At 54.5% G+C, this 25,961-nt stretch carries 21 protein-coding genes; 5 read left to right on the top strand and 16 right to left on the bottom strand.

Annotated elements, in window-relative coordinates; genetic code table 11:
• Positions 1 to 5: 5 nt before the first annotated feature.
• From fliJ to MID00_RS00785, 12 genes are all read right to left on the bottom strand, one after another.
• On the bottom strand, positions 6 to 455 hold the full coding sequence (gene fliJ / locus MID00_RS00840; RefSeq protein ID WP_009458076.1) for a flagellar export protein FliJ: 450 nt from the start codon (positions 453 to 455) through the stop codon (positions 6 to 8).
• A 2-nt stretch (positions 456 to 457) separates the two neighbouring features.
• Positions 458 to 1,852, bottom strand: a complete 1,395-nt coding sequence (gene fliI, locus MID00_RS00835) for a flagellar protein export ATPase FliI (protein WP_137431650.1) — start codon at positions 1,850 to 1,852, stop codon at positions 458 to 460.
• A gap of 47 nt (positions 1,853 to 1,899) precedes the next feature.
• Positions 1,900 to 2,640 (bottom strand): flagellar assembly protein FliH, encoded by a 741-nt coding sequence (fliH, locus tag MID00_RS00830; protein ID WP_021446819.1) that lies wholly within the window; start codon positions 2,638 to 2,640, stop codon positions 1,900 to 1,902.
• Positions 2,641 to 2,725: 85 nt separating this feature from the next.
• Positions 2,726 to 3,736 carry a flagellar motor switch protein FliG gene (gene fliG, locus MID00_RS00825; RefSeq protein WP_009458072.1) on the bottom strand — a complete coding sequence of 337 codons (1,011 nt, stop codon included), beginning with the start codon at positions 3,734 to 3,736 and terminating at the stop codon, positions 2,726 to 2,728.
• Complete coding sequence (gene fliF, locus MID00_RS00820) at positions 3,723 to 5,456, bottom strand: flagellar basal-body MS-ring/collar protein FliF (protein WP_009458070.1); 1,734 nt, start codon at positions 5,454 to 5,456, stop codon at positions 3,723 to 3,725. Before fliF ends, fliG begins: the two co-directional genes overlap by 14 nt.
• Positions 5,457 to 5,560: 104 nt before the next feature.
• Positions 5,561 to 5,896, bottom strand: coding sequence for a flagellar hook-basal body complex protein FliE (gene fliE / locus MID00_RS00815; RefSeq protein WP_009458068.1), 336 nt, complete (start codon positions 5,894 to 5,896; stop codon positions 5,561 to 5,563).
• Between the two features lie 142 nt (positions 5,897 to 6,038).
• Positions 6,039 to 6,359, bottom strand: a complete 321-nt coding sequence (locus MID00_RS00810) for an EscU/YscU/HrcU family type III secretion system export apparatus switch protein (RefSeq protein WP_115634930.1) — start codon at positions 6,357 to 6,359, stop codon at positions 6,039 to 6,041.
• Entirely contained in the window at positions 6,349 to 7,638 is a 1,290-nt protein-coding gene (locus MID00_RS00805) for a flagellar hook-length control protein FliK (protein ID WP_254499549.1), read from the bottom strand. The genes MID00_RS00810 and MID00_RS00805 overlap by 11 nt, the downstream gene beginning before the upstream one ends.
• Entirely contained in the window at positions 7,635 to 7,970 is a 336-nt protein-coding gene (locus MID00_RS00800; protein ID WP_021446816.1) for a flagellar protein FliT, read from the bottom strand. Before MID00_RS00800 ends, MID00_RS00805 begins: the two co-directional genes overlap by 4 nt.
• 78 nt (positions 7,971 to 8,048) lie before the next feature.
• Positions 8,049 to 8,480, bottom strand: coding sequence for a flagellar export chaperone FliS (gene fliS, locus MID00_RS00795; protein ID WP_009458060.1), 432 nt, complete (start codon positions 8,478 to 8,480; stop codon positions 8,049 to 8,051).
• 3 nt (positions 8,481 to 8,483) lie between these two features.
• Positions 8,484 to 9,890 (bottom strand): flagellar filament capping protein FliD, encoded by a 1,407-nt coding sequence (gene fliD, locus MID00_RS00790; protein WP_009458059.1) that lies wholly within the window; start codon positions 9,888 to 9,890, stop codon positions 8,484 to 8,486.
• 92 nt (positions 9,891 to 9,982) lie between these two features.
• Positions 9,983 to 10,141 carry a flagellar protein FlaG gene (locus MID00_RS00785; RefSeq protein ID WP_235484256.1) on the bottom strand — a complete coding sequence of 53 codons (159 nt, stop codon included), beginning with the start codon at positions 10,139 to 10,141 and terminating at the stop codon, positions 9,983 to 9,985.
• Positions 10,142 to 10,621: 480 nt separating this feature from the next.
• On the opposite strand from MID00_RS00785, the gene MID00_RS00780 reads away from it, so the two are divergent.
• From MID00_RS00780 to MID00_RS00765, 4 genes are all read left to right on the top strand, one after another.
• Positions 10,622 to 11,380, top strand: a complete 759-nt coding sequence (locus MID00_RS00780; RefSeq protein ID WP_009458057.1) for an RNA polymerase sigma factor FliA — start codon at positions 10,622 to 10,624, stop codon at positions 11,378 to 11,380.
• 101 nt (positions 11,381 to 11,481) lie between these two features.
• Positions 11,482 to 12,951, top strand: coding sequence for a glycosyltransferase domain-containing protein (locus MID00_RS00775; protein WP_021446815.1), 1,470 nt, complete (start codon positions 11,482 to 11,484; stop codon positions 12,949 to 12,951).
• A 16-nt stretch (positions 12,952 to 12,967) separates the two neighbouring features.
• Positions 12,968 to 13,831: a class I SAM-dependent methyltransferase gene (locus MID00_RS00770; RefSeq protein WP_009458055.1), complete on the top strand. Its 864-nt coding sequence runs from the start codon at positions 12,968 to 12,970 to the stop codon at positions 13,829 to 13,831.
• Positions 13,832 to 13,843: 12 nt separating this feature from the next.
• The gene (locus MID00_RS00765) at positions 13,844 to 16,645 is read left to right on the top strand and encodes a glycosyltransferase (protein ID WP_021446814.1); all 2,802 of its coding nucleotides are present in this window, start codon (positions 13,844 to 13,846) and stop codon (positions 16,643 to 16,645) included.
• A gap of 197 nt (positions 16,646 to 16,842) precedes the next feature.
• Here the strand turns inward: MID00_RS00765 and MID00_RS00760 are convergent, their stop codons facing one another.
• Both MID00_RS00760 and MID00_RS00755 read right to left on the bottom strand, forming a co-directional pair.
• Positions 16,843 to 17,706 (bottom strand): flagellin, encoded by an 864-nt coding sequence (locus MID00_RS00760; protein WP_021446813.1) that lies wholly within the window; start codon positions 17,704 to 17,706, stop codon positions 16,843 to 16,845.
• 451 nt (positions 17,707 to 18,157) lie between these two features.
• On the bottom strand, positions 18,158 to 20,173 hold the full coding sequence (locus MID00_RS00755; protein WP_254499548.1) for a PhoX family phosphatase: 2,016 nt from the start codon (positions 20,171 to 20,173) through the stop codon (positions 18,158 to 18,160).
• Positions 20,174 to 20,422: 249 nt separating this feature from the next.
• Here MID00_RS00755 and MID00_RS00750 point away from each other — a divergent pair, with 249 nt between their 5' ends.
• Positions 20,423 to 21,739, top strand: coding sequence for a DUF445 domain-containing protein (locus tag MID00_RS00750; RefSeq protein ID WP_250756958.1), 1,317 nt, complete (start codon positions 20,423 to 20,425; stop codon positions 21,737 to 21,739).
• A gap of 164 nt (positions 21,740 to 21,903) precedes the next feature.
• Here the strand turns inward: MID00_RS00750 and MID00_RS00745 are convergent, their stop codons facing one another.
• A complete protein-coding gene (locus tag MID00_RS00745; RefSeq protein ID WP_021446811.1) occupies positions 21,904 to 23,559 on the bottom strand; it encodes a methyl-accepting chemotaxis protein in 1,656 nt (551 codons plus the stop codon).
• A 286-nt stretch (positions 23,560 to 23,845) separates the two neighbouring features.
• Complete coding sequence (locus MID00_RS00740) at positions 23,846 to 25,576, bottom strand: PAS domain-containing methyl-accepting chemotaxis protein (protein WP_009458338.1); 1,731 nt, start codon at positions 25,574 to 25,576, stop codon at positions 23,846 to 23,848.
• Between the last annotated feature and the right edge of the window lie 385 nt (positions 25,577 to 25,961).

The raw sequence follows: 25,961 nt of genomic DNA, 5'->3' as shown, positions 1-25,961 counted from the left end.
CTTGTTTAATAGGCGGTCTGGCTACGAGTAAAGAGACGAGCAGCGATTTCATCGCTGTTACGTTGTTCCATTCTTTGTTGCTGGACTTGCTGGGTCTGGAGACGGCGGTCGATCAAGGTTTCATACGCTTTCAGGCGCTGCTGATGGCCATACCAGACCTGGCGTCCCTGTTCCATTTTCTCTTCCAGCGCTTGGATGACACTATTTTGCTGGGAAATGGCCTGGTCCAATGTCACGATAAAGCGCCGGAAATTGTGGTAGTTCGCCATGGTTACCCCAGTTTGGCCCACATCCAGCAGGCGCTGGGCGTAGTCCTGGCGATAGGTCTGCAACATTTCCAGCTGCGACTGGGCCGCATCGCGCTCTGTTCGCAGCTCCTGCAGATGGCGGGCCGCGTCGTCCACATTGTTCTGACTGAGATCGACCAGCGTATGTAAAGAGGCGTTGGCTTTCATGGCTATTGCTCGCTATTGAGAACGGCGTTCAATTCATCGAAGGCGCGTGGCACGTCCACACGTTGCTGCATGCCCTGGCGCAGATAGGCTTCCAGCCAGGGGAAACGATCAATGGCTTGATCAATGGCTGGATCATTGCCACGGGTATAGGCGCCCACGGCAATCAGGTCGCGGTTGCGTTGATAGCTGGAGAGCAGGCCCTTGAAGCGGTGCACCATCTTGATCTGTTCTGGCTCCACAATGCTGGGCATGACCCGCGAGATGGACGCTTCGATATCAATGGCCGGGTAATGGCCGGTTTCCGCCAGACTGCGCGACAGTACTATGTGACCGTCCAGGATCGCGCGGGCCGAGTCGGCAATCGGGTCTTGCTGGTCGTCGCCCTCGGTCAGCACGGTGTAGAACGCGGTGATCGAGCCGCAACGGCCTTGTGCATTGGGTTCACCGTTACCGGCGCGCTCCACCAGGGCCGGTAGCTTGGCAAATACGGAAGGAGGGTAGCCCTTGGTGGCAGGCGGCTCGCCAATTGCCAAGGCGATTTCGCGCTGAGCCATGGCATAACGCGTCAGTGAATCCATGATCAGCAAGACGTTCTTGCCTTCATCGCGGAAAAACTCGGCCAGACGGGTGGCGTACACCGCGCCTTGTAAGCGCAGCAAGGGCGAGACATCAGCCGGGGCTGCGACGACAACCGAGCGTTGCAGGCCTTCTTCGCCCAGATTATGCTCAATAAATTCTTTAACTTCCCGGCCCCGTTCACCGATCAGGCCCACGACAATGATGTCGGCTTGGGTGTAGCGGGCCATCATGCCCAGCAGCACACTTTTACCCACACCGGAACCGGCAAACAGACCCATGCGCTGACCACGGCCTACGGTCAGCAAACCGTTGATGGCACGTACTCCTACGTCCAGAACCGTGTCGATGGGACTGCGCTTCAGTGGGTTGGGTGTGGTGTGGCTGAGCGAGACGCACGCTTGCGCGTCGATCGGGCCCAAACCGTCCAGCGGATTGCCGCTGCCATCGACAACGCGACCCAGCAGGCCGGGGCCGACCGGGACATGGCGCGAACGCGCCTGGGCGGGCAGGCTGTCCGGTTGATCGGAGTCGGGCAGCGGAACCGGCGGCTGCAATTGAGCTTCAACCGGTACAACACGTGCACCGGGAGGCAGGCCGGAAATTTCGCTCAAGGGCATCAAATACAAGGATCTGCCTTCAAACCCTACAACCTCGGCTTCGGCCCAGATGTTTTGCGCGGCAGACAATTCCACTTTACAAGCGGCTCCTACAGCCAGCTTCAAACCTGTAGCTTCCAGCACTAAACCCGTGGCGCGGACAACGCGGCCACTGCGCAAGCAGGGCTCAATGGCCTGGACCCGTTGCTGTGCCGACAGCATCTGGGCGCGCCAGCGTTCGGGGGAGGAGGCCAAAAGGGGCGTTGCCATCAGGGCTCCGAAGAGACGGGCAAGCCCAGGCTGGCCAGGGCGCGTTTCCAGCGAGTGGCAAAGGTGGCGTCAATATCGCCGTAACTGGAGCGCACACGACATTCACCGCGTTGCAGCTGGGGGTCTTCTTGCAGACGCCAGGCGCGGGGCTCGCCTTGTTCAATCAGAAACTCACGCACCAGGCTGATGTCGTCCGGGTGCAAGCTCAGTTCCAGGGCGCTGGTATCGCCTGGATCACTACGCAGTACTTCGGCAACCAGATCGCGGATGCGGCTGGGTTCGGCCTTGATGGTGCTTTGCAATACATGCTCGGCAATACGTGTCGCCAGCTGAATCAGGGATTGGCCCATTTCCTGATCCATCAGTTCAATGGACTGGGCGCAGTTCTGGTTCAAGGCGACAAATTCCTTGATGTACTGGTCAATCTGTTCTTGTGCCTTGGCCATTCCAGCCGCCATTCCGGCTTCATAGCCTTGGGCATGGCCACTTTCCTGGCCTGCTGCCAGACCAGCGGCATGGCCCTGGTTGTAACCGGCCTGATAGCCCTGGGTATGGCCTTCTTCCTGCGCCTGGCTGCGCTGGTTTTCCAGATCGCGCTGCAGTTCTTCCGGGGTAGGAGGGACGAACTCGGGCTCTTCCGGTTCCGGGGCGACGACAGGATCATCCAGCCCCTGCATTTGCCAGCGGCTCCAGCTTTCCTGAAGTTCCGAGTAGGCCGAGGCTTTACGGTGGCTGGACATTTACAGGCTCCCGCGCAGGCGGTTCGTGCCTGGGCACAAGCGAATAACGGCTTGGACGGGCAGGAGCTGCCCAAACGAGGCCGTCTTAGACATACTCGTCCCCACTCAGGCCACCCAGCGTAATCTGACCGGCTTCGGCCAGGCGACGGGCCACCTGCACAATGGCTTTCTGTTCCTGTTCCACCTTGGACATGCGGATCGGGCCTTGGGCGTCGATGTCTTCGCGCAGCATTTCGGCAGCACGGTTGGACATATTGCGGAAGAACTTGTCGCGCAACTCTTCGGGCGCGCCTTTCAGGGCAATCGTCAATGCAGAGGTCTCGATTTCCTTGAGCAGCAGCTGAATGGCAATGTCTTCCACATCGGCCAGGTTCTCGAACACGAACATCTCGTCCACGATGCGCTGGGTCAGGTCGGCGTCCATGCCGCGCAGACTGGTCAGGACGGACTCTTCCAGGCTGGCGTTCATGTAGTTCAGCATCTCGGCTGCCGTGCGTGGACCACCCATCTTGCTGCGTTTGGCACCCTGGCCCGATAGCATGCCGTTCAACACTTCGGTCAGCTCGTTCAGGGCCGTGGGCTGCACGCCGCCAAAAGTAGCAATACGAAGGACCACATCATCGCGCAAACGATCCGGTATGTAGCCCAGAATGTCGGCGGCGCGATCACGCTCCAGATGCACCAGAATGGTGGCAATAATTTGGGGGTGTTCGTCGGCAATCAGCTCGGCCACGCTGGAGGCATCCAGCCAGTTCAGGGCATCAATACCGCTGCTGGAGCCTTCGCTGTTTTCCAGCAAGTCTTCGATCAGGCCAGCGGCTCGGTCCGAGCCCAGCGCCTTGTTCAGTACGGAGCGGATATAGGCGTTGGAGTCCAGTGCCACCGCCATGAACTGGTCGGCCTCCTGGCGAAAGCTCTCCAGAGCCGCGTCCATATCGGCACGGGTCAGTTGCTTCAGGGACGCCATGGCGGTACTGAGCTGCTGCACCTCACGAGGCGAGAGGTGGCGAAACACCTCGGCGGCGGCATCTTCCCCCAAGGACATCATCAAAATCGCACTGCGTTCGATGGAATCGTCCGGTTTAGCCGTTTTCATTTTTTTCATCTTTGTTTAACCAGGAGCGCAACACCATAGCCACGGCACGTGGGTCATCGTGAGCCATCGTGCGGGCGGTGTTCAGATTCTCTTCGTAGCGGCTCATTTCGGCGGCACGTTGTTCAGCAGCCTGTTCGCGAGCAGATTCTTCTTTCTGGCGCTCGACGCGGGCGTCAGCCACCGCCTTGGCCTGGATCAGGCCCTGGATGATGGGGTTGATGACGATGCGCCATGCCATGAACAGAATGAATGCAAAGACCAGATACTTGACCAGTTCCATAGCGAGCTCGCGGTACTCCGGATTTTTCCAGAAGGGGGTATCAATATCGCCTTGTTCGTTGAACTGTCCGTTCACCACGCTCAGGCTATCGCCTCGATCAGCCGAGTAACCGACGGCTTGTTTGACCAGATCGCGGATCTTGTCCAGTTCTTCCTGCTCCAGCGGCTGTTGGTCCTTGTCCGTATTGCGATAGTTCACCACCACGGCTACCGACAGGCGGCTTAGCTGACCCAAAGGACCTTTGACGTGGCTGATGGTGCGATCCACTTCGTAGTTCACGGTGGAGTCGTTACGCGCATTGCCGGTGTTTTGCAGCAAGCGGGCCTGTTCGGCCAGGGACACCAGTGAAGGGTCTGTACCGGCCGCTGCAGCGTTTGCGGCGTTGGCGGTTTGTGCGGCGGCATTGGCCGGCTCAGTTGCCGGAGCAGCCGGGGCTTGGGGCTGATTTGGCGCAGCAGGCGGGTTGACCAGATTGGCGGTGGCATTGTTGGGAGCCTGATTGCTCAAGGCACCGGGCACGCCCTGGGGCTGCTGCGGGTTGCGTTGCAAAGAAGAGCTGGTCTGCTGGCTGCGTACCGCGGCCTGACCGGGTTGCTGATTGGGCTTGTAGACCTCGGACGTCTGCTCGCGGCGCGAAAAGTCCACTTCAGCCGTCACCTGGGCGCGGACGTTGCCAGCACCGACCAAGGGGTTCAGCAAGGTCAGGATGCGCTGGACGGCTCGGTATTCAATATCGTTTACAAAATTGCGCTGCTGATTATCAGCACCCATCTCGCCAGTGGGGGCGGTTAGCAAGCGGCCATTCTGGTCAATGATGGACACCTTGTCGGCTTGCAGATTGGGCACGCTGGAGGAGATCAGCCAGCTGATGGCGGAAACCTGGCCTTCGCTCAGGTCGCGGCCCGGATACAGCGACAGCACTACCGAAGCGGTCGGAGACTGGCGGTCACGTACAAACAAGGTTTCACGCGGCATGGCCAGGTGAACGCGCGCTTCCTTGACGGCATGCACGGCCTTGATGGAATTGGCCAGCTCGCCTTCCAGGGCGCGCTGATAGGTGACTTGCTCGGTGAACTGGCTGGCGCCAAAGCGACTTTGATCCAGCAGCTCGAAACCGGCATTGCCACTGCGCGGCAAGCCTTGCGAGGCCATTTGCATGCGCACATCATGCACACGATCTTGCGGCACCAAAATGGCGGTACCGTTGCTGTTGAACTGGTAGGGCACGTTCATCTGGCCCAGGGCCGAGACAATCGCACCGCCATCGCGGTCGTCCAGATTGGAGAACAGTACCTGGTAGGTAGGGCCGCGGCTCCACAGCAAGAGGGCGACAATCAGAGCAATCAGTGCGGCACCCAGCCCGATCAGCGCTACCTTGGGCAAGGCGCGCAGTGTGTCGTAGCCAGGAAGTTTGTTCAGCAACTGTGCTGTCTGACTCATGGGTGAGGCAGAGGCAGGGTTCTGCATGGAATCAGGGGAGTTCAAATCAGGACGTGCTCAGGCAGCATTAAGGAAAGGGCGGCGGGCATGAAAGAATCAGGCGCTTATACCGGCATACTGGCAATTTCTTGGTAGGCGGCCACTAAGCGGTTGCGTACCTGGACGGTGGCCTGAAAGCCAACGCTGGCTTTTTGCAGGTCAATCATCACGTCGTTCAAGGAAATTCCGGGCTCGCCCATTTCAAAGGCCTGAGCCTGGGCATTGGCCTCATTCTGCGCCTGGGAAACCCGGTTCAAAGAGCGGGCCAGCTCGGCGGCAAAACCACCGGGAGCGGCGCTGCTGGCCGAGGAGGACACAGAACTGGAAGCCCCGGCCGCTTGCGCAACTGCGCGCATCTGGGCCAAAAGGTTTTCAATGCTGGAGAGATTGGAAATCGACATATTCGCTTGCCAGAAAGTCAGGATGGGCCACGCGCACAGGTGCGGGCAGCTTGCCGTGCTTAATGTAACGTTTAGAACGCGAGGCTAAGCAGGGTATCTAAGCCCAAAAACAGGGGCTTTTCAGCCCTTATAAATAGCAGGCTCAAGTTTTTGGGGCGTCGTGCAAAGCCTGCAAGGCTTGTGTGGCCTGGGGATGGCCTTGTTCCAGGGCGTAGAGCCAGGCCAGCAATTCAGCCACGGCTTGATAGAGCTGAGGGGGGATATGACGGTCCAGATCCACCTGCATCAGCAGGCCGACCAGTTCGGGGGACTCGTGTACGTACAGACCGTGCTCGCGGGCGGTCTCGACAATTTTTTCGGCCAAGGTGCCGTAGCCTTTGGCAACGACACGCGGGGCCCCGTCTTTGGGCTCGTAGCGCAAGGCCAGGGCCTGCGGGCGACGGGAGGGGGAATCATGACTCATCGGGCAGGTCCTGCGGCAGGGTCGGGTCGGCTTCAATCTGCAATTGGCTCAGGATCAGGCCCTGGTCTTGCAGACGTTCGCGCAAGGGCAGGCTGTTCTCGTCCAGATAAGGGGCGGATTGATCGGCCTGAATATGGACCAGCAATTGCTGGTTCAGGAGGTTGAGCCGTAGGGTGATCGGCCCCAGCGTGGGCAGGTCCAGTTGCAGGGTACTGGACCAATGTTCGGTTTCGTCCTCTGACTGGGCATGGTGACGTTGCACACTCCAGTTCATGTCGGCATCCGGCCAGGCCTGACCTTGCCATTGCAGGTTCTGGTAGGCCAGCGTATCCAGTTGCTGACGCACCAGCAGGCTATTGGCCGGGTCCTGGGTGCTGGCCTGGGCCTGAGGATTCTGGCTTGTGCTGGTATGTGTTTCGGCCGCAGGGCGATTCAGGTTTTGCGGCTCTTGCTGTAATTCGCCAACGCTGCGTTGCCCAAAGTGCAGATCACTAAGATGAGACTCGTAGAACAACCCGCTTTGTTGCAGGGCCTGCGGCAAGGCTTGGGTGAAATGCTGGGCAAGGGCGGCGGTGCTGCTGGTGGGCAGTGCGCCATGGGCTGTTGCGCCAGTGGCCGCAGTGCCTGCGCCAGGCATTCCCGCAGGTGCTCCTGTTCCAGCGGCGCTGCTGCCTGCATTCGCGGCACTGGCAGAGCCTGTATTTGCTCCACCTGTTGCGGTGCCGCCGGGCAAGGGCAGTCGCTGTTGCGCCGGAGTCGCAATTGTGCTGGCAGTATTTTGTGCTGTGCCTGAGCGCGTACCCGCCTGGCTGTCGCCACCCGGGCGCGTGGATTCATTGCCGTCCGTTTGCATGGTGGGGCGGCCAGGCAGCAGGGCCTGTCGTCCCTGGATAGCAGGAGCTCGATCCGGGAAGCGCTCCAGCAAGGACAGAATCAGTTGGGCGGTGCGCCCCAGCGTTGTGGGCGCCGAGCTGGTGGTGGCCGTATTGGGGCCTCGTGCATTCAGAGCCGGGTCGGTCGAGGTTTGACCGCTTTGTGTGCGGATATTCCGGCTATCGCGACCCTGGGTGTGGGCGCGGGCTTGATCTACGCTTTGGCGTTGATCACGAGCCGTTTGGTTTTCGGCGCGCTCGGCGCGTTGGCTGCCCGGTGTCTGGCTGATGGCGTCCGGCCGGGCGCCCGTGGCGATATTGCTTTGCTGTCCAGTGCTGATACCCAGAACGGCATCAAGCCGTTGAATAAGCAGCGTCCCCAAAGGGGAGGGGCCGCCTATGCTCATGGGTGAACGCTAGGGCTGTAATACGCTTGCAACACAGTTTGCTGGCGCTTCATATTGCCCAGCAGTGCACCCAGGCGGCCCAGTTCGGGAGTGGCCAGATGACGGATCTGGGCATCGTCCTCCAGAATTTGGGTCAGCAATTGACGGCGTGCCTGTTTTTCAGTAACAGACAGGTCTTCCATGTTCTTGAGCTTTTCCACGGCGAGTTGATAGTGTTCGGATTGTTCAAACACATCCTCCCAGCGAGCCGTTTGGGCAAGCTCCAGCATGTGACGGGTGATGCTGGCGATAATTTGATATTGATCGACGATCGGGTTAGAGGTATCGCTCATGTTCGTACCAGGCGCTAAAGGCGCAAAGGAGGTTGGAGGTGCAGGTCAGGAACAGAGCCTGTCCTGCGAGCCCCGGAGTCAAGCTGGCTGCTTGGCACGTTGGGTATCAACATTGCTGCGCCAGGCATCGGCAATATCGGTCAGCAAACGCTCGGCCAGCGTCAGCTTTTCCGCGTCATTGCGAAGGTTGGCCAACATCAGATTGTGCAAAATCAGGTCATAGGTAGCGACCAGATTGCGGGCCAGCTCTCCGCCCTTTTCGGTATCGATCGCCATTTTCAAGCCGCTATCGACAATATCAATAGCCTTCGATAAAGACTGCCCCCGCCCGGCAATATTGCCCTGCTCCATGTGCAGGCGCGCCTGCAACATGGCGGTGCGTGCACCGTTGAACAAGAGGGTAATCAAGTGTTCGGGGCTGGCGCTTAGGACTTCAGTTTCCAGGCCGACTTGAGCGTAGGCACGGACCGATTGTTGGCCAAAACGACGAGAGGGGGCAGGGTAGCTCATGGGTTATTGACCACTCTTGGTGTTGCCTAGCATGGAGAGCTGCTGGGTAAGGTAGCTGCTGATGCCCTCCATCTGATTAACCATTACATCCAGTTGCTGGAACTGTTTGCGCAAGATTTCAATTTTGCCTTCAATCCGGTCCTCGGTGGCAAGGTATTGCTTGTCCAGTGTTTTATTGGTTCGCTCGGCTCCGGCTTGAGCGTTATCAATGAAGCCGTCGCTTTTAACGTATTCGTCGGCGGCTTTGTGGACTCGTGCGCCTAAACCAGTGGCACCACCAAAAAAGCTTTCGACCTCTGCTGGTTTTTCAGCTAGTACCGCATTTAATCGTTCACTATTGATGACAAGATTGCCTGTTTTGGGGTCGGTGCTAATCCCAATGCTATTGAGAGAGCGTAACTGCCCCTGGTCTACGTTTTGGTCTATGGCTTTACGTAGACTATTTTGAGCACGGCGGACAATCGAGTCACCGGTTAAGGCCGAGGCGGTTTTTTGTTCGACGTTGTAGGCGGTCAGGTTCCTCGCAGTATCGTTAAGGGCGTTATAGGCTGAGACGAAGTCTTGGATAGCTTTCGTCGTAACGTCATTATCACGCTCTACGTTGATGAGAATAGGGTCTGCGCTGACCTTGTTCAGGGTGATTTCTAACCCATCTACAGTGTTTTTCAGCACATTTTTAGCACTGTGAATAGTGATGCCATTTAGCGTGAACTGTGCGTCAGTGGCCGCTTTTTCGGATAAAGCCCCTAGTGGTGCGTTATCGTCATTTGTGCTGTTTTCAGAGGTGAAGGAAAGTAGGTTTTCTAGTGTTTCGTTACCTTGAACCCGGATTTTGCTGACCGCAGATTGTTCGCCTGTGTCACGGGCGTTTAGCTGAAGCTGATAAGGATTAGTGGTATTCCCGTTGTTAATGATGGTGGCAGTCACGCCTATGTCTGGGGAGGCATTGATGGCTTTCATAATGCCTTGTAAAGAAGTGTCTTGTCCGCTCAGGTCCAAGGTGTGTTCTTTGCCGTTGGCCAAGGTAATCGTGATTGTGCCGTCGTTACCCAATGCGTCTGTTCGGCTGGACTGAGCCGTCATTGTCAGGGTCTGAGCACTGGCTAAGTGATCAATCGTTAACTCGTAGTGTCCTGGTGAAGCATGGCTGATGCCTTTTACGGTCGCGGCGTCACTACTTGCATTGGTCTTTACGGCACCGTAGGTCTGTGCCTTGCTAAGAGTCTCTGCTGTGGACTGGACGTTCGTAATGGCACTCTTTAGCTTGCCATAAGCTGAAATACGGTTCGTATTTGCGTCGATCTTGGCTTGAATAAGCTCAAGTTGAACGTTTTCTACCTTACGCAAGTTATCGAGTAGGGTGTTAAGGGGGAGTTGAGAACCCACCCCAATAGAAGAAATAGTAGCCATAATCGCCTCAATGTTTAGGTAATTGTGCCTTAAGTAAGCAAATTAGAAAGGCCCGATAAAGTGAACTTTAGTCCTTAGTTTGATGGTTCGCGCTAAGCCTGAGTGTTGATCATGGTGCCTTGTAATTGAACGATCATCCTAGCCACTTGGATTACTGCTTCGGATGGTACTGTGCGTAGGACCTCTCCGGTGTTGCTGTCAATAATTGATACGACAAGTCGCTGTGCATCTTCATCCATATCGAATCGCATCCCGGTCGCCCAGGCCTCCATACTGGCATTCAGATTTTCCAGTGACTCATCTAGGGTACTGGTCATGCCGACTTGGGCCAAAGGTGGCGTTGATCCGTTGTTGTGTAGCCTGACTTCGACGCTGCTCGGTTGAACTGTCGGGCGGGCCCTGTTAAGGAGGGCGTCGTCTGACGGCTGTGTACTAAACAAAGCTGTAGTGTTTGACGAAACTGGATGGGTCATTCGATCTCTCCAGAGGGTGTTCTTGATAACAGACCATAGTGGCGAGCGTGCTACACCCGCGTGCCTGTGAGATTGATGTACAAAATACCGAATAGTAACGACGGCTTAACCGCTTTCTTTAGTTTTTTTTTGATTGTTTTTTGTGTGGGGAGGGCAGTCAAATACGGAAACAGGCAGGCGAAAGTTGGCTTTATCTAGAGAATGTCGCCGTGAGAGGAGCTGCACAATAAGGTACCCTATTTTGGATTTCTCATTTTCATGTTTCGTTCTGAAGACTCTCTGGTTGAGCAATATGCTCCGCTAGTGCGTCGCCAGGCCTTACAACTGGCGGTGCGCTTGCCCCCCAGCGTGGAGCTGGATGACCTTATGCAGGCGGGCATGATGGGGTTGCTTGACGCAGTGCGACGTTATCAGGTCTTAGCCGACGCTCAGTTTGAGACCTATGCGATTACGCGGATACGGGGAGCCATGCTTGATGAGCTGCGTAGCCAAGACTGGCTGCCTCGCAGTGTGCGTACCAAGAGTCGACAAATCGAGGCAGCGATCAGTACGTTGCGACACCGTTTGTTACGTGAGCCTTCTGAGCCGGAGATTGCCCAGGCCCTGAATATCAGCCTGGAACAATTTCAAAGTTTGCTGGAGGAGGCCTCTGGGGTTCAGGTGATTCATTACGAAGACCTGGCTCGCAAGGTGGAGGGGGGCGACGCGCTCAGTTTCTTGGAGGATGGAGACCCCGAGGCGTCATATTTTGATAATCCTCTCAACCAACTTGTTTCTCAGGGGTTGCGGGTCGCCTTAATGGAGGCTATCGACGCCTTGCCCGAGCGAGAAAAAATATTATTCTCTTTGCAATTTGAACAAGACTTAAATCAAAAGGAAATTGCATTGGTTATGGGCGTAACCGAGGGTCGAGTGTCGCAGTTGCGTAGCCAGGCGGTTGCCCGCATCCGGGCTTCTTTAGTTAAGACAGAGTGGGGGCAGGCCAGCAATGAGCTGGAATATCAGTTTTTGCTGTGATTGAAAGCTACGAGTTTTGCTTGGTGGCGTTGTTCACGCGCTCTACTTATCTTCAGTGTAATCGAATAGTTTTTATTTCTTATCAGAGTTCAAGGCATTTTATGCGTAAGGTGGTTTATACCGTTGCAACAAAGGGGTTTTGCCTTGCGGAGCAAAATTGCAGTTTTAGCGACCCGAGTATTGATCGGATTTGCTTCACAGATGATGAGAGTCTCACGTCTGACTGGTGGACAGTTGTTGCTCTGGAAAAAGGGTTTCTAGACTCACATCGTGAGTCTAGAAGGCCGAAATTATTGCCTCATAAGTATCTGGAAGGCTATGACTGCTCTTTGTATATAGACAGTTCATTAGTTTTTAAAACCGACCCTGCTGATATTTTTGACGTATACGCATCTCAGACTGATTTTTCTTTTTTTTGTTTTCCTCATCCTCGTAATTGTATTTATAAAGAAGCGGAAGCTGTTATTGCTTACGCTTATGAAGATGAGCAGACAGTTAGAGGGCAAATGGATGCCTATCGATTACAAGGCTACCCCGAAAATAATGGTTTAATTACCGGGGGGATGCTCTTGAGGCATCACCATCATCCTGTTTTGAAGGAATTGTCCGAGGAGTGGTTCGAACATGTGTTGGCCTACTCTAAGCGGGATCAGCTTTCTTTTGATTTCTTGGCTTTTAAAAAGCAATTTTCTTACGGTACATTTCCTGGGGTAATTTCAGATAATCCGTTGGTGGATTGGCAGGCTGGGAAGTGGGGGCGCGTTGCAGCAGACTTTGACTCTAGATCATACTTGGTTTCTGCCTTGTCTGCGAGTCGTGATGGTGTTGGCTCATTAAATAAAAATTTATTTAAAAGAAGAAATAATTATTTAAATGCTTTGGCAAATAAGTATAAATCAGACAAAGGGGATATTTATTATAACTCCCATGCGTATGCTGAAATATACGATAAATATCTCCAGGGACTTAGAAATCGCCCTGTTACTCTTTTAGAGCTTGGCCTGTTGCGGCATGACGTCCAAAGTATTAGCCCCAGCATATTAAACCAGGCTCCTAGTTTGTCCATGTGGCATGATTATTTTCCTGCTGGCGAGATACATGGGTTTGATATTGCTGATTTCTCTGGCTATTGCTGCCCCCCTGGTGTGCAGGTTCACAGAGGTGATATGGGCGTTACAGACGATTTGATGGCAATGCTCAAAAAAGTTAACTTGCCTTTAGATATTATTATTGATGACGCCAGCCATGCCAGTCATCATCAGCAGATAGCTTTTGGTACGTTGTTTTCTTATTTGGCTCCCGGTGGGTTTTATTTCATAGAGGATTTAAATTACCAACCGGTTTTATTAGAGCGTCAGGGTGATTTTAAGACGCTAGATATTTTAAGAAAAATCGCATCTTCTAAACCTTCTTTTTCAAATTATATAAATAGTGAAAATTTAAAAGCTATTGTTGCTGATATTGAGTATGTAAGACTTTACGATAGCTGTGACCGTGCGTCTGGTGCTGATTTTCGCGATTCTTTTGCGGTTATAAAAAAGAAAAAACGAGCGAAGGCAAAAACAATTTAATATTAAAGATAAAGATATGAGCGATTTATTAGAAGATTTGGTGTCAATTCGTGATTTTTTGGATCAGGGTCAGCTGTTAGAGGCTCGTGCTATGTGCGCGCAGGTACTCATGTATGATCCGGGAAACGAGCACGCTACCCAGATTTTAGGGATGGTCAGTGACAAGTTGGCGATGGAAAGTGCACAGCAACGTTTTACTGGCCCGGTGTATCAAAAGTGGTTGAGTTTTTTTCATGATTTCATTCGGCCTGAGGGGTATATCGAAATAGGAGTTGCAGATGGAAACTCCTTGCAGTATGTGAATCCCTCAACTAAAGCAATTGGCGTGGATCCGGCTTACGTTATTAATAAGGATATCCGATCCTGGAGTAAGCTTTTTAAAATCGAGAGCGATCAGTTTTTTATGGATTTTGATCCTAAAGAAGAGCTGGGTCATTCTTTGCTTGATTTTGCTTTTATTGATGGTTTGCATACTTTTGATCAGGCTTTAAAGGATTTCATAAACATAGAAAAAGAATCACATGAAAAAACAGTGATTGTATTTCATGATATTTATCCTGTAGACCCTATTAGTGCTAATCGTCAACGTTTAACCAATTTTTGGTTAGGAGATACTTGGAAAGTAATTCCTATTATCCGTAAGTATCGACCAGAACTAACTGTTTTTACTATTCCAACTTACCCAAGTGGTTTGGGTGTGGTAACGGGCCTGAACCCAAGTTCGACGGTATTAGAGACTCATTTTGACGAGATCGTAGCTACATATATGACGATGCTGGATGAGGACGTGATGGCGCCAGAGCAGCATTTAAATGTAGTACAAAATGACTTCCAATACGTATCCGATCAGTTGAATGTGGCTTGGGGCCAGGAAGCTTAAAGTGAGTGGTGAATGACTAGTCAAAGTCAGAGTTTGGTGTCTGGTGTTAGAACGATGGTCATGGGAAATGTGTCCGGGAAAGAAAATCCCGAAGCAGGCGAGACAACAGGCTGGGGCTGTGAGAATTGGATAGCGGGTCGGACACCGACAGCCGCACGTATTTTCGCATTAAAAAGCATTCTGGCTGCCCAGACGTCGCCGTGTAGGGTTGGCATCCTGATTGTTGCTGACGAACAGAGTAGTCAGGAACAAGTATCGCGTACCTTACACAGTGTGCAATCCCAGTGTTTCAGTGCGTCTTGTATCTGGCTGGCAAGCTCGGGTGATCAGCATCCAGATGGTGACACTGCTGCAATTGGCTTGGAGATTTTGGATCCCAAGGTGTCGTGGCAGGAGGCGTTCAACCGTAGGCTGAGCCAGGCAATAGACCTTGACTGGGTATGGATACTTCATGCGGGTGATGAGCTGTTTGCGCACGCGCTTTTGCAGATGCAGGTGTCCATTTTACAAAACACTCAGGCCATGGCCTGGTATGTCGATGAGGCATTTCAGCGGGAGGGGCAAACGCTGAATGTTCTCTTGAAGCCCGACTTTAGTGTGGACTTGTTTCGTTCTTATCCTTATACCGGTCGCTCTTGTGTGCTCAGTGTTACAGCTTGGAGAACCTTGGGTGGATTGCAGGAGGGCTTAGGGGAGGTAGCGACTTTAGATTGGCTCTGGCGTTTGGTCGAGCATGCTGGGCCACCTGCCATTGGGCATGTGCAAGAAGTTTTGCTGCATAGTCCTCAGAGCCTGTTGGATTGGTGTAGCCAGGATCTTATATCCCAGAAAGTCAAATTGCTGACCGAGCTTCATTTGGAGCGTATGGGGATCAATGGCACGGTTGAACCTACGGCCACCCAGGGAGTGTGGAGGGTGGACTATGCGCTTGCGCAGCGGCCTATGGTCAGTGTGATACTTCCTCTGGGTAATAGCCTGCCCTTAATCAAACATTGCCTGGAAGGTTTGGTTAAGCACACAGCTTATGACAATTTGGAAATTATCCTGGCTAAAAGTGCAAGCTCTGATCCTAAGCTGAGTCTCTTTCTTACCGATTTGGTACAGGGGGCGACAGACTTAATCAAAGTCGTTGAATGCAGTCCCAATGCTGGTTTGGCGGGCTTCAGTAATGTGGCTGTGCAACAGGCAAAGGGGGAGGTGCTGCTATTTTTAAGCGATGAGGTCTCCTTTACCTCGACGACACGAGAGGATTGGTTAGAGCGTTTACTGAGTATGGCGCTGCGCCCTGAGGTAGCCGTGGTTGGGGGGCGGTTGGATTATCCCCAAGGGCGGGGAGTGAGCGAATATGGGATGACCTTGGGTTTTGGGGAAGGTGTTGAGTCGGTCTTTCATCGTAGCCCTAGCCAAAGCGTTGGCTACATGAATCGCTTGGTGGCTCAGCAAAATACCAGCGCCATCTCTGCGAGCTGCATGATGGTACGACGATCGGTTTTTTTTGAGCTTGGGGGGTTTGATGAGCAAGCCTTTCCACAGCAGTTTGCAGATATTGATTTATGTCTGAAAGCAATACAGGCTGGGTATTTGTTGTGCTTAGAGCCTGATACTGGCTTAGAGCATCTTGCCGTTCTAGAGGCTGGCCAGACAACTGAAAAAGTCGCTCCCAGTCAACGTACTTTGAGCAGCTTGGACGTTAAACAAGTGGATGTATTGTATGAGCGGTGGATGCCGTCCTTAGCGCAAGACCCTTACTACCACCCCGCGTTTAGTAAAAGTTCGCCAGGATTTTCTTTAGCTCAAGAGAGCGCGCGAGTTTATGACCCTTTACCGGGCAGGCCGCTGCCGCTTGTCGTCGTAGTCCATGCGGATTGGTTCGGTTGTGGATATTATCGAATTCTGCATCCTTTTCAGGCATTAAGTGATCAGCTACAGATAGAGGGCAGTCTGTTTTTTAATGCCTTGAGTTTTTTTGATGTGGTTCGTATTCAGCCAGATGTGATTGTGTTGCAGGGCACGTGGAATCAAACAGATATCCTGGAGTTGATTCAACGGTGTCGGAAGTACACGGGCGCTAAGATTGCCTTGGAGTTTGATGATTTTTTGCCCAATATCCCTACCCGTAGTATTCACCGTAAACAGATGAGTCAGGGTGTACTGAAGTTGATGCGTCGGGCTATTGAGCAGGTGGATTGGTTGGTCGTTTCAACGGAGCAGCTGGCTAATGAATACAGGGCCTATCATGACGATGTTCGAGTCGCGATGAATGGACTCTTGCCCGCCTGGTGGTCCGGTTTGAAATCGGCCCGCCGTAGTGGGAAGAAGTTGCGGGTGGGCTGGGCTGGAGGTGCAAGCCACACTGGGGATCTGGCGGTCATTCAGCCGGTGGTACGAGATTTGCAGCACGAGGTTCAGTGGGTGTTTATGGGGATGAAGCCGGACAATGTCGTGTGTGAGTTTCACGAAGGTGTGCCGATTGCTGATTATCCCGAGAAACTGGCCTCTTTAAATTTGGATTTGGCGCTGGCACCTTTAGAGCTTAACCAGTTTAATCGTTGTAAAAGTAATTTGCGCTTATTGGAACTGGGGGCTTGTGGTGTCCCTATTATAGCGACCGATATCGAACCTTACCGGGACTCAGGGTTATCTGTGACGGTTGTGCGTAATCGCCCTCAAGAGTGGGTTAAGGAAATTCGTAAGCATATAGAGGATCCAGAGCAGTTGGCCCAGCGTGGTGATACCTTACAGGCGGAGATTTTTGCCTCCTGGATGTTGGAAGGGCAGTTTTTAGAGCAGTGGCGTAAGGCGTGGGGTGCCTAAAAGCCAAGAGGTAGGATTGAGCAGAACGATACCTGGTCAATACTTCTCTGGCAGCTTTTATTCTCTTTTTCTTTTTGAAATGACAAAAACCCGGATTCGATAAAAATCGACTCCGGGTTTTTGTTGCTACTACTTATTTAAGTATCCAGTATCTAAATAGAAAAAACGCGCCTTTTAGATACTTCAACTTTAGTAGATTAACGCAGCAAAGACAACACGGTCTGAGGTACCTGGTTGGCTTGTGCCAGAACCGATGTACCAGCCTGTTGCAGAATTTGCGCACGTGTCATGTTGGAGACTTCGACGGCGTAATCTGCATCTTCAATGCGCGAACGCGAAGCAGACAGGTTAGTGATGGTGTTATTCAGGTTCGAGATGGTGGACTCGAAACGGTTTTGAATGGCACCCAGATCCGAGCGCATACCGTCCACTTTGCTGATGGCAGCATCGATTTCTGCCAGAGCACCGCTGGCAACAGTGCTAGTGCTAGTGCCACTAACGGTCGTGGTTGTGATGCTCAGACCGGAGGCGTTAATGGCGCTGGTACCACTCAAGAGGGTGCTGGAACGAGCGTCTGTGCCTTTGATGTTGATGATGTCGCCATCACGGGCACCAACTTGAATGTTAATGCCACCGCTGGCCGAGCCATTCAAGACAAAAGTGCCGTTGAACTCACTTTTTGCAGCAACGCGATCAATTTCAGCCATACGGGCTTTAATTTCTGCGTTGATGGAGTTCAAGTCGTCTGTGGAGTTAGTGCCGTTATAGGCTTGAACGACTTGCTCACGAATACGTTGCAAGTTGTTGTTGATTTCGTTCAGCGAACCTTCGGTTGTTTGAGCGATGGAAATACCGTCGTTGGCATTGCGGGCTGCTTGTGTCAAGCCGCGCACTTGCGATGTGAAACGGTTGGCGATAGCTTGGCCAGCGGCGTCGTCTTTAGCACTGTTGATGCGCAGACCGGAAGACAGGCGCTCAATAGCCTGACCCAAGGCACCTTGCGATTTGGTCAGATTGCCCTGGGCAACCAGCGACAGGTAGTTGGTATTAATAACAGACATGGTAACTCCCAATATTGAGTAGAGCGGCGAAACGGTTTCGCCTTTTGCCCAGGAAAGCGTTGGTGTTTTGCTAGGCCCCAGGGGGCTGACTGCGCTTTCGACACACTGCGTTCTTCCTGTACAGACTTATTAACGGAAGGGGTAAAAAACTCTTTAGGGCTTGGTTGGGAAATTTTTTGGTTTTTTGTTTTTATGCCTGGGACGTTGGAGCTTCATACGGGCTTATTTGGGTAGGGCAAGGTGCTGTTTGAACGATGCTTTTTCAGCAAAATGCCGTGCTTTTTCTGTCCAGTGGGTACAGAGTGTGAGGGGCCTTGTAGACGGAGAAGATCAGCAAGGGACGGCTGAATGCAGTGGTATATTGTGACAAAAAATTGGGGCCAGTTAATTAACGGCCCCTTTTTCCCAAAGCTTAATCTGGCGGATTCAAACCGCGAAGCCGCCCTTGCGTTTACACAGCAATAGGCTTGCCATCCGCACGCTGTATCACCACGGTCGAAGAACGCGGACGTACCGTATTCATGCTGACGACCGTGGCGTCATGCGTGTCGTAGGCCGGCCAGTTCGAGGGGTGCTGAATGTTCAGGAACAGGCTGGTGTGGTCCGGCGTCATGGAAAAGCCCGTAATTTCGGCTTCGTTCGGGCCTACAAAGAAGCGACGCAGATCGGACTGGTTGCTGGCGTTGATGGCCGGGCCGGTGCCCGAGCTGTCCGCCAAGGCACCCGGAATCACGGCCAGCATCTGGTCGTTGGTGGCACGAGCAACATTGTTCTTGCGTCCGCCGTCGATGCCGTTGTCGGTCTGAATCCACAGAATGCCACGGCTGTCGAAGCCCAGGCCGTCGGGGCTGGCCAACTGGTTCAGGTCGGTCAGGCCGGAGCGGTTGGTGTCTGCGTCCGCACCCGAGTCCGAGCCGAATACGAAGATATCCCACTTGAACTTGTTTGAACCGGGTTCGTCGTGCCAGCGGATGATGTGACCGTTGACGTTGTTCAGGCGCGGGTTCGCGGGGTTGGTGCCAGTGGACGCGTTGCGGCTGGTGTTATTGGTCAGCGTCAGGTAGATGTCGCCATTGCTGGGGTGGGTAGCCGTCCACTCGGGGCGATCCATCGGGGTGGCACCGACAAAGTCAGCGGCGCCACGGGTATTGATCAGGATTTCTTCCAAGGTTTTGAACTTGTCAGCCAAGGTGCCGCCATCCTTGCCTTTGGTAGAGCCCGTCAGTGCCAGCCATTCGCCCGAACCGTCTTCGTTGAAGCGGGCGACATACAAGGTGCCCTTGTCCAGATACTTGGCGCCCACGGCCAGGCGATCCGTGCGCTGGGCGTCTTTCGGGTCCCAGTTCGCTTCGGACACGAAGCGGTAAACGTATTCAAAGCGCGAATCGTCGCCACTATAGAAAGCCAGGGGTTTGCCGGCTTCGGGCTTGCTGTAGGCACAGCCTTCGTGGGCGAAGCGACCCATGGAGGTGCGCTTGGTGGCAATGCTGCTGGGGTCGTAAGGGTCGATCTCGACCAGGTAACCAAAGCCGTTGACCTCGTTGCGCCAGTCTTCCGTGGCGCTGGCACCGGTTTCGGTCACGTTGAAGCGAGCAAATTCGCCCAGTACTTCCGAAGGGTCCTTGGCGGCGGTTTCCCATTTGTAGCGGCCAGTTGGGCCAGCCGATACGCCCACGCGTAATTGGGCTGCATCACGATTGCCAGTGTTTACAAAGCAGGCTGCCCAGTTCTCTTCAGCGGTGATGTAGGTGCCCCAGGGCGTGGTGCCGTTACCGCAGTTATTGTTGGTGCCGCGCACTTGCGTGCCGTTGGGCGAGAAGGGGGTCTTGACCCAGTCCGTGCCACCCACAGGGCCAGCCAGTTTCATGGCCGTGGCCGAGGTGAAGCGGCGGTTGTAGCGCGAGTTCTGAACGATGTCCCAGCGGCCATTGGTACGACGAATATGGATGATGGCCACGCCGTGGGCGTTGATTTCCTTGCGTACTTCTTCTGCCGGGCGCTTGCCATTGACCAGGGTCGGCCCATTGGGGTGCAGGGCTTTTTCATCAATGTATTCGTGGTTGACGGCCAGCAAGCCCTCGGTAGAGCTTCCTTCCAGAGGGAAGAAGTGCATGCCGTCATGGTGCATGCCCATGGAGTTGAGCAAGTCGTTGGAGCTGTTATTGCCGTTCTTGTCCCAGGGCAGGGCATTGTCATTGATTGGCGTACCCCATGGGGCCAGTACATGGGCGATGTAGCCGGGAGGTACGACACAGCCGTCGGTCATGGAGGTGGGCAGGGATTCAAAACCCAGTTTGACGCTTGCTGGTGGTTCCGGATCAGGGCCGGGACCGGGTTTCGGGTTCTCGCCGCCGTTATCAGTGGAATTGCCTCCTGTGCTGCTGTTATCGCAACCAGCCAGACCAAAGCTGCTCATGGTGGCCAGGGCGGCTGCCAGGCCACCGCGCATCACGGCGCGGCGAGTCATGCTTCGTTCCAGGATTTCACTAAAAGGGGTGTTCTGACTAGCGTTACGAACAGTCTTGTCGGAGATATGTTTGCTCATAGTGATAAATAGCGCCAAGGCTGAGTTGTAGGGGTAGCGCTCATGCTAGTGGTTTAAGGTGAAAGGACTATGACACTTCTCCTCGTGCGGGGGTTTTGCGCAGGACAGCAAGATTGGCTCACAATAAGAGGTTATTGCATGCGGCTATTGAACTACGCATAGACTGTGGAAATGTCTACATCATCCTCTCGCCCTGACTCGCCCGAACGCCGCCTGCGTCGCATGAAGCGCAGCGCATTGGCTTTGCTGGTGCTGACTATCTGCCTGTTCCTGCTAAGCCACGCCATGATGCGGCAGGGCGAGGCGGCGCCCATTGCCGGATTTTGGCCCTGGTTGCGTGCCTTTAGCGAGGCCGCCACCGTCGGTGCGCTGGCAGACTGGTTTGCCGTCGTGGCCTTGTTCCGCCACCCGCTGGGCCTGCCGTTTCCACATACTGCGATCATTCCCAACAAGAAAAACAGCCTGGGTGAAAGCCTGGGCGTCTTTGTACGCGACCACTTTCTGGACTCCGCCATGTTGCTGGAAAAGCTGCGCAGCCTGGACCCGGCAGCGCGTTTGGGGCAGTGGCTGTCGCAACCTGAACAAAGCGAACGTGTCAGCCGTGCCTTGCAAACCGCCATGGGCGAGGCTCTGCGCCTGCTGGACGAGCGCAGCGTTAAACAAGCACTGACCGATGGCGTACGTGGTTACTTGATGCGGGTGGACATGGCCGGTTCCAGCTCCCAGATTCTGGGCTTGTTGACGCGCAATGCCCGACACCAGCGCCTGCTGGACGAAGTCTTGCAGCAATTGGGTGGCTATTTGTCCAACGAGGCAGTCAAACAGCGTGTGGCTGATGTATTGGTGCGCTACGCTCAGCGGGAGTGGCCCAAGCTGCTGGCCATGGTCGGGGTAGTGACTTCGGTAGACGAGTTATCGGGCAAGATGGCCGACCGTCTGGCGCGGGCTCTGGTGGATGAAGTGCAAACCATTTTGAGCGAGCCCGAGCACCCCTTGCGCAAGGATTACGAGCAATGGGTACACGACTATATCCAGCGCCTGGGTCAGGACCCGGACTTGATGGAGCAGGTAGAGGCGATCAAGCAGCGCTTTTTGCACCATAAAGATGTGGGTGAGTACATTGATGGCGTCTGGACGGATGTGATGCGTGTTGTGCGCAATGATCTGGCCAAAGAGGATTCTTCTGTGGCGGCTCATCTGCGTCAGGTGGCGCAGGATTTGGGGACACGCTTGAATACGGATGCGACGCTGCGTGAAACCTTGAATGAACACATGCTGTCCGCAGCAGCGGGCCTGGCCGAGCAACTACGTGAAGGGGCCAAAGACCATATCTCGCGCACCGTGCGTCAATGGGATGACAGGCAACTGGTGCGCGAGCTGGAGCTGACCGTGGGCACGGATCTGCAATACATACGCTTTAATGGCACGGTGGTGGGCGGTTTGGTTGGCGTAGGCCTGCACGCGATTCTGTTACTTGGTTTGGTCTAAAAAGAGCCTGCCAGATCAGCGTCCTGTCAGCGCCTTGGCCGTGCCTGGAAAACAGGGCAGAGCATTTCTGACCCGAGTGGGCTGAATCCGCTGCCTTATCGAGGCAGGAGTAGGAAGGGGCGGGGCAGCGAGACGCTCAGCGCTTTGCCCCCACGGCTTTCTTATCAGGCAACTTTCAGCAAGGGAACCGGCTCCTGGGTGGCATTCGGGTCGGGGGCGTAGGTAGAACGGCCAGTCGACCCCGTATTCAGAAGCTGGATGGACAGTTTCAGCTCTTGTGCCTGACGGCTGAGCTCATGCACTGTCACTCCCAAATTACGAGCCAGATCGGCGTTGTCATTGGTATCGCTGTCCATGGTGGAGACAGCGTCGTTAATCTGCGCCAAACCGCTGGCTTGCTCATTGGAGGCCGTGGAAATTTCGCTGATCAGATGCGTCACATCGGAGACGGACTGCATGATTTCATCCATGGTAGAACCGGCCCGTTTGGCATGATGGGCGCCGGTTGCCATGCGCTTCAAGGAGTCTTCCACCAGGTTCTTGATTTCCCCGGCGGCCTGCGCACTTTTCTGCGCCAGACTGCGTACTTCACCGGCCACGACAGCAAACCCTTTGCCGGCCTCGCCCGCACGGGCGGATTCCACGGCGGCGTTCAGTGCCAGAATATTCGTCTGAAACGCCAGCCCTTCAATAATCGACACAATATCGCCAATGCGCTCGGAGCTATTGTGGATGTCCTGCATGGTGCTGACCATGTCCTGCACCACTTCGCCCCCACGCCTTGCGGTAGACAGGCTCTGGTCGGCCAGTTGATTGGCCAGCCTGGCATTGTCCGCTGTCTGCTGCACATTCATGGTCAGCTGCTCCATATTGGCAGCCGTGCGCTGCAAGGAGCCGGATTGGGCGGCGGTACGGTGGGATAACTGGCGGTTGCCGTCCTCAATTTGTGTGGACACATCCAGCGAGGCCTGTATGCCCTGATGCACATCGCGGGCAAGGCTCAGCAGGCTCTTGCGCATCATGTCCATATAGAAATACAGCTGTGCAATTTCCTGGCTACGGGTGTGTTGTGGGTTCAGGTCGATCAGCAAATTGCCCGTCGCAATTTGTTGAGCGATATGGGTGGCACTGTGCAGGGGCTGCATCATGCGCTGGGTCACAATCCAGCCATAGGCCAGAGTCGCCAGACTGAGCACCCCCAGCGAGGCCAGCCCGGCGGTCAGATAGGTGCCGGATGCGCCACTGCCCAATAGCAAACCGACGCTCAAGGTCACCAGGCTGCCCGTCAGAATCCCGAAGCGTAGCAAGCTGGCGCGCAGGCTGCGGTTCAAGGGTTGGAGCAGGGTGTTCAGGGCAGAGCGCCAGCCTCTGGCTTGCAACTGGCCTTCATGCAGACGAAAGCCGCGCAACCCTTGCTGCTGGATGGAGTGGTACAGATATTCTGCTTCCTTGATCTCTTTGGGCTGGGCGCGTACCCGTACCGAGGCATAGCCATTGACGCGGCCATTCTCTATTAAAGGAATGACGCGGGCCTTCACCCAGTAAAAGCCGCCGTCTTTGCGGCGGTTCTTGATCAGCCCCGACCAGGATCGTTGTTGCTTGAGGGTCTGCCATAAATCCTGAAAAATCACGGCCGGCATGTGGGGATGACGCACGATATTGTGGGGTGCCCCGATCAGCTCATCATGGCTGTAGCCGCTAACCTCGATAAAGACCGGATTGGCGTAGATGATGCGCCCCTTCAGGTCTGTTTTGGAGATTAAATAGGTTTTTTCGGGTACCTGTGTTTCATGAGACGTAATGGCTTGGTTTTCACGCATGATCTGGCCCTGTTAAAGACGTAGGCGGAAAAGGACAGATCATTATGTTTCATATTGACTCAATTTTGTTACCTGGTATTTGCATTAGAGTCTAAATGTGTCAATGTAATGACAAGCAGAATCCAGGGTTTCAGAGCAAGGTTGCAGTGGTCTACTTCCTTGATTTTATTATTAATTATTATTTTCAAGTATTCCGGGTATCAAAACCGATCCCGGAATTATTGTTTTGTCTAGCTGTCAGTTTTATCAGGATCAGCAGAGCCGCTGCCGATCCTGATTTTATGGTTTAGCGACGAATCGCTTCCAGGCGGGCGTTCGCTGTTTTGGCACTTTGAACCTGAAAGGGCTGCGTGTTCTGGTAGGACAGTACCTGCATGGTGGGAGCCTTGCTCAACTGAGCCAAAGCAGGAGCACTTTGGTTGGAATCGACAGAGCCGGTATTCAAGGCCTTGATGGCATCGGCCAGCTCGGAGGCTTCGGAGGCCAGGTCGCTCATGGTGTTGCCCAGATCCTGTACCAGGGCGGCATTCTGCTGGGTGACTCCATCCATCTTGGCCATAGCCTCGTTGATCTGATCCAGACCGCTGGCCTGCTCGATCGACGCGGTGGAGATCTCGCCAATAATATCCGTGACACGTTTTACCGAGTCCACGACCTCACCCATGGTGGCGCCCGCGCGGGCAGCTTGTTCGGCACCCACGGCCATACGGCTGACCGAGGCATCAATCAGGTTCTTGATCTCGCCAGCAGCTTGGGAACTCTTCTGGGCCAGACTGCGCACTTCACCAGCCACCACGGCAAAGCCACGACCAGCTTCACCGGCGCGGGCCGATTCCACTGCCGCGTTCAGTGCCAGAATATTGGTCTGGAAGGCAATGCCTTCAATGACGGTGACGATATCGCCAATGCGGCGCGAGCTGTCGTGAATGCCTTGCATGGTCTGCACCACTTCATTGACCACTTCGCCGCCACGCTGAGCAATCTGCATACTGGCATCGGCCAACTGGCTGGCCTGATTGGCGTTATCGGCGTTCTGACGCACGGTTACCGTCAGTTCTTCCATGCTGGCGGCGGTTTCCTGCAAGGACGCGGCCTGGTCTTCAGTACGCGATGCCAGATTGGTATTGTTGACTTCCAGAATGCGGGCCGCATGGATAGAGGCATCAATCCCGGTGCGTGCATCACTGGCAATTCCCACCAGACTCTTGCGCATCAAATCCAGACAGAAGTAGAGCTGGCCAATTTCCGAATTGCTTTCGCTGGAGTTGATGTCAATATCCAGCTGCAAGTTGCCGGTGGCAATTTGCTGGGCGATCAGGGAGGCCTGGTCCAGAGGGCGGATCACACGCTGGGCAATCAGCCAGCCGTAACCCATCATCACGGCACTGGCCAGGCACAAACCACCTGTCAGCCACAAACCCGAGCCTTGGGGTACGCCACCTGTCAGGGCGAAGTACAGGGCGGTGCCGGTCGTGGCCAGAGCCAGGGTGCCCATACGGAACAGGCTGGCACGCAAGGAATTGCTGAAAGGGCGGCGCAACTGACTCAAGGCCTTGCGCCAACCGGTAGGCACAGCACGGCCTTCATGCAAGCGTACACCTTTGGCGCGGCCTTCATTAATGGCGGCGTACAGGCTTTCGGCCTCGTCGATTTGTTCCTGGCTGGGTTTTACGCGTACCGAAGCATAGCCAGCGACGGTGCCATTTTCGTAAATAGGCACCGCCATGGCGTACACCCAGTAAAAACCGCCGTCCTTGCGGCGATTCTTTACCACGCCCATCCAGGGGCGCTTGCTTTGCAAGGTATCCCAGAAGTCCTGGAAAGCCTCGGGGGGCATGTCGGGGTGGCGGACAAGGTTATGGGCCTTGCCGATCAGCTCCTCACGGGTGAAGCCACTGATCGCAATAAAGGCTGCATTCGCGTAGGTGATCCGACCTTTCAGGTCAGTTTTTGAAATAAGGTACTGATCGGCCCGGACACGAACCTCGTCCTGGGTAATGGGGAAATTCTTACGCATTCATCATCCTGGAGGAGAACAACAAAGGGGACGCGGGGGGCCGTCAAGCCCGCATGGGCCATGCAAAAACGGGGCATAGGCTTCTGTCTGTCCGTGATCGACCTGAATTGTCAGAAACCTTCTATTTTTGCGAATGGCGGAGCAGAACAAAGCGTGAAACTGTTGTCTGATCCGGCCTCTGACTGAGCGCTTGCTTGTCATTTATGGCAAACACATACAGTTCAAACGCTTAACGGCAGGCAGGCGAATTTCTTTAGGCTTAGATGTTCATGGGTCATAATTTGATCATCTGCAAATAAGGTACCCACTGTAATTTCGGATAGCGTCCCTGCCGCCCGCCGGAGCAGGGCGGGCCTCGCTTATAATCCGCCAGATGCGCGCTGGC

The sequence above is a fragment of the Alcaligenes sp. NLF5-7 genome (assembly GCF_024266725.1).
GTDB lineage: Bacteria > Pseudomonadota > Gammaproteobacteria > Burkholderiales > Burkholderiaceae_B > Alcaligenes > Alcaligenes phenolicus.
This window is presented reverse-complemented; position numbering and strand designations above follow the sequence as displayed.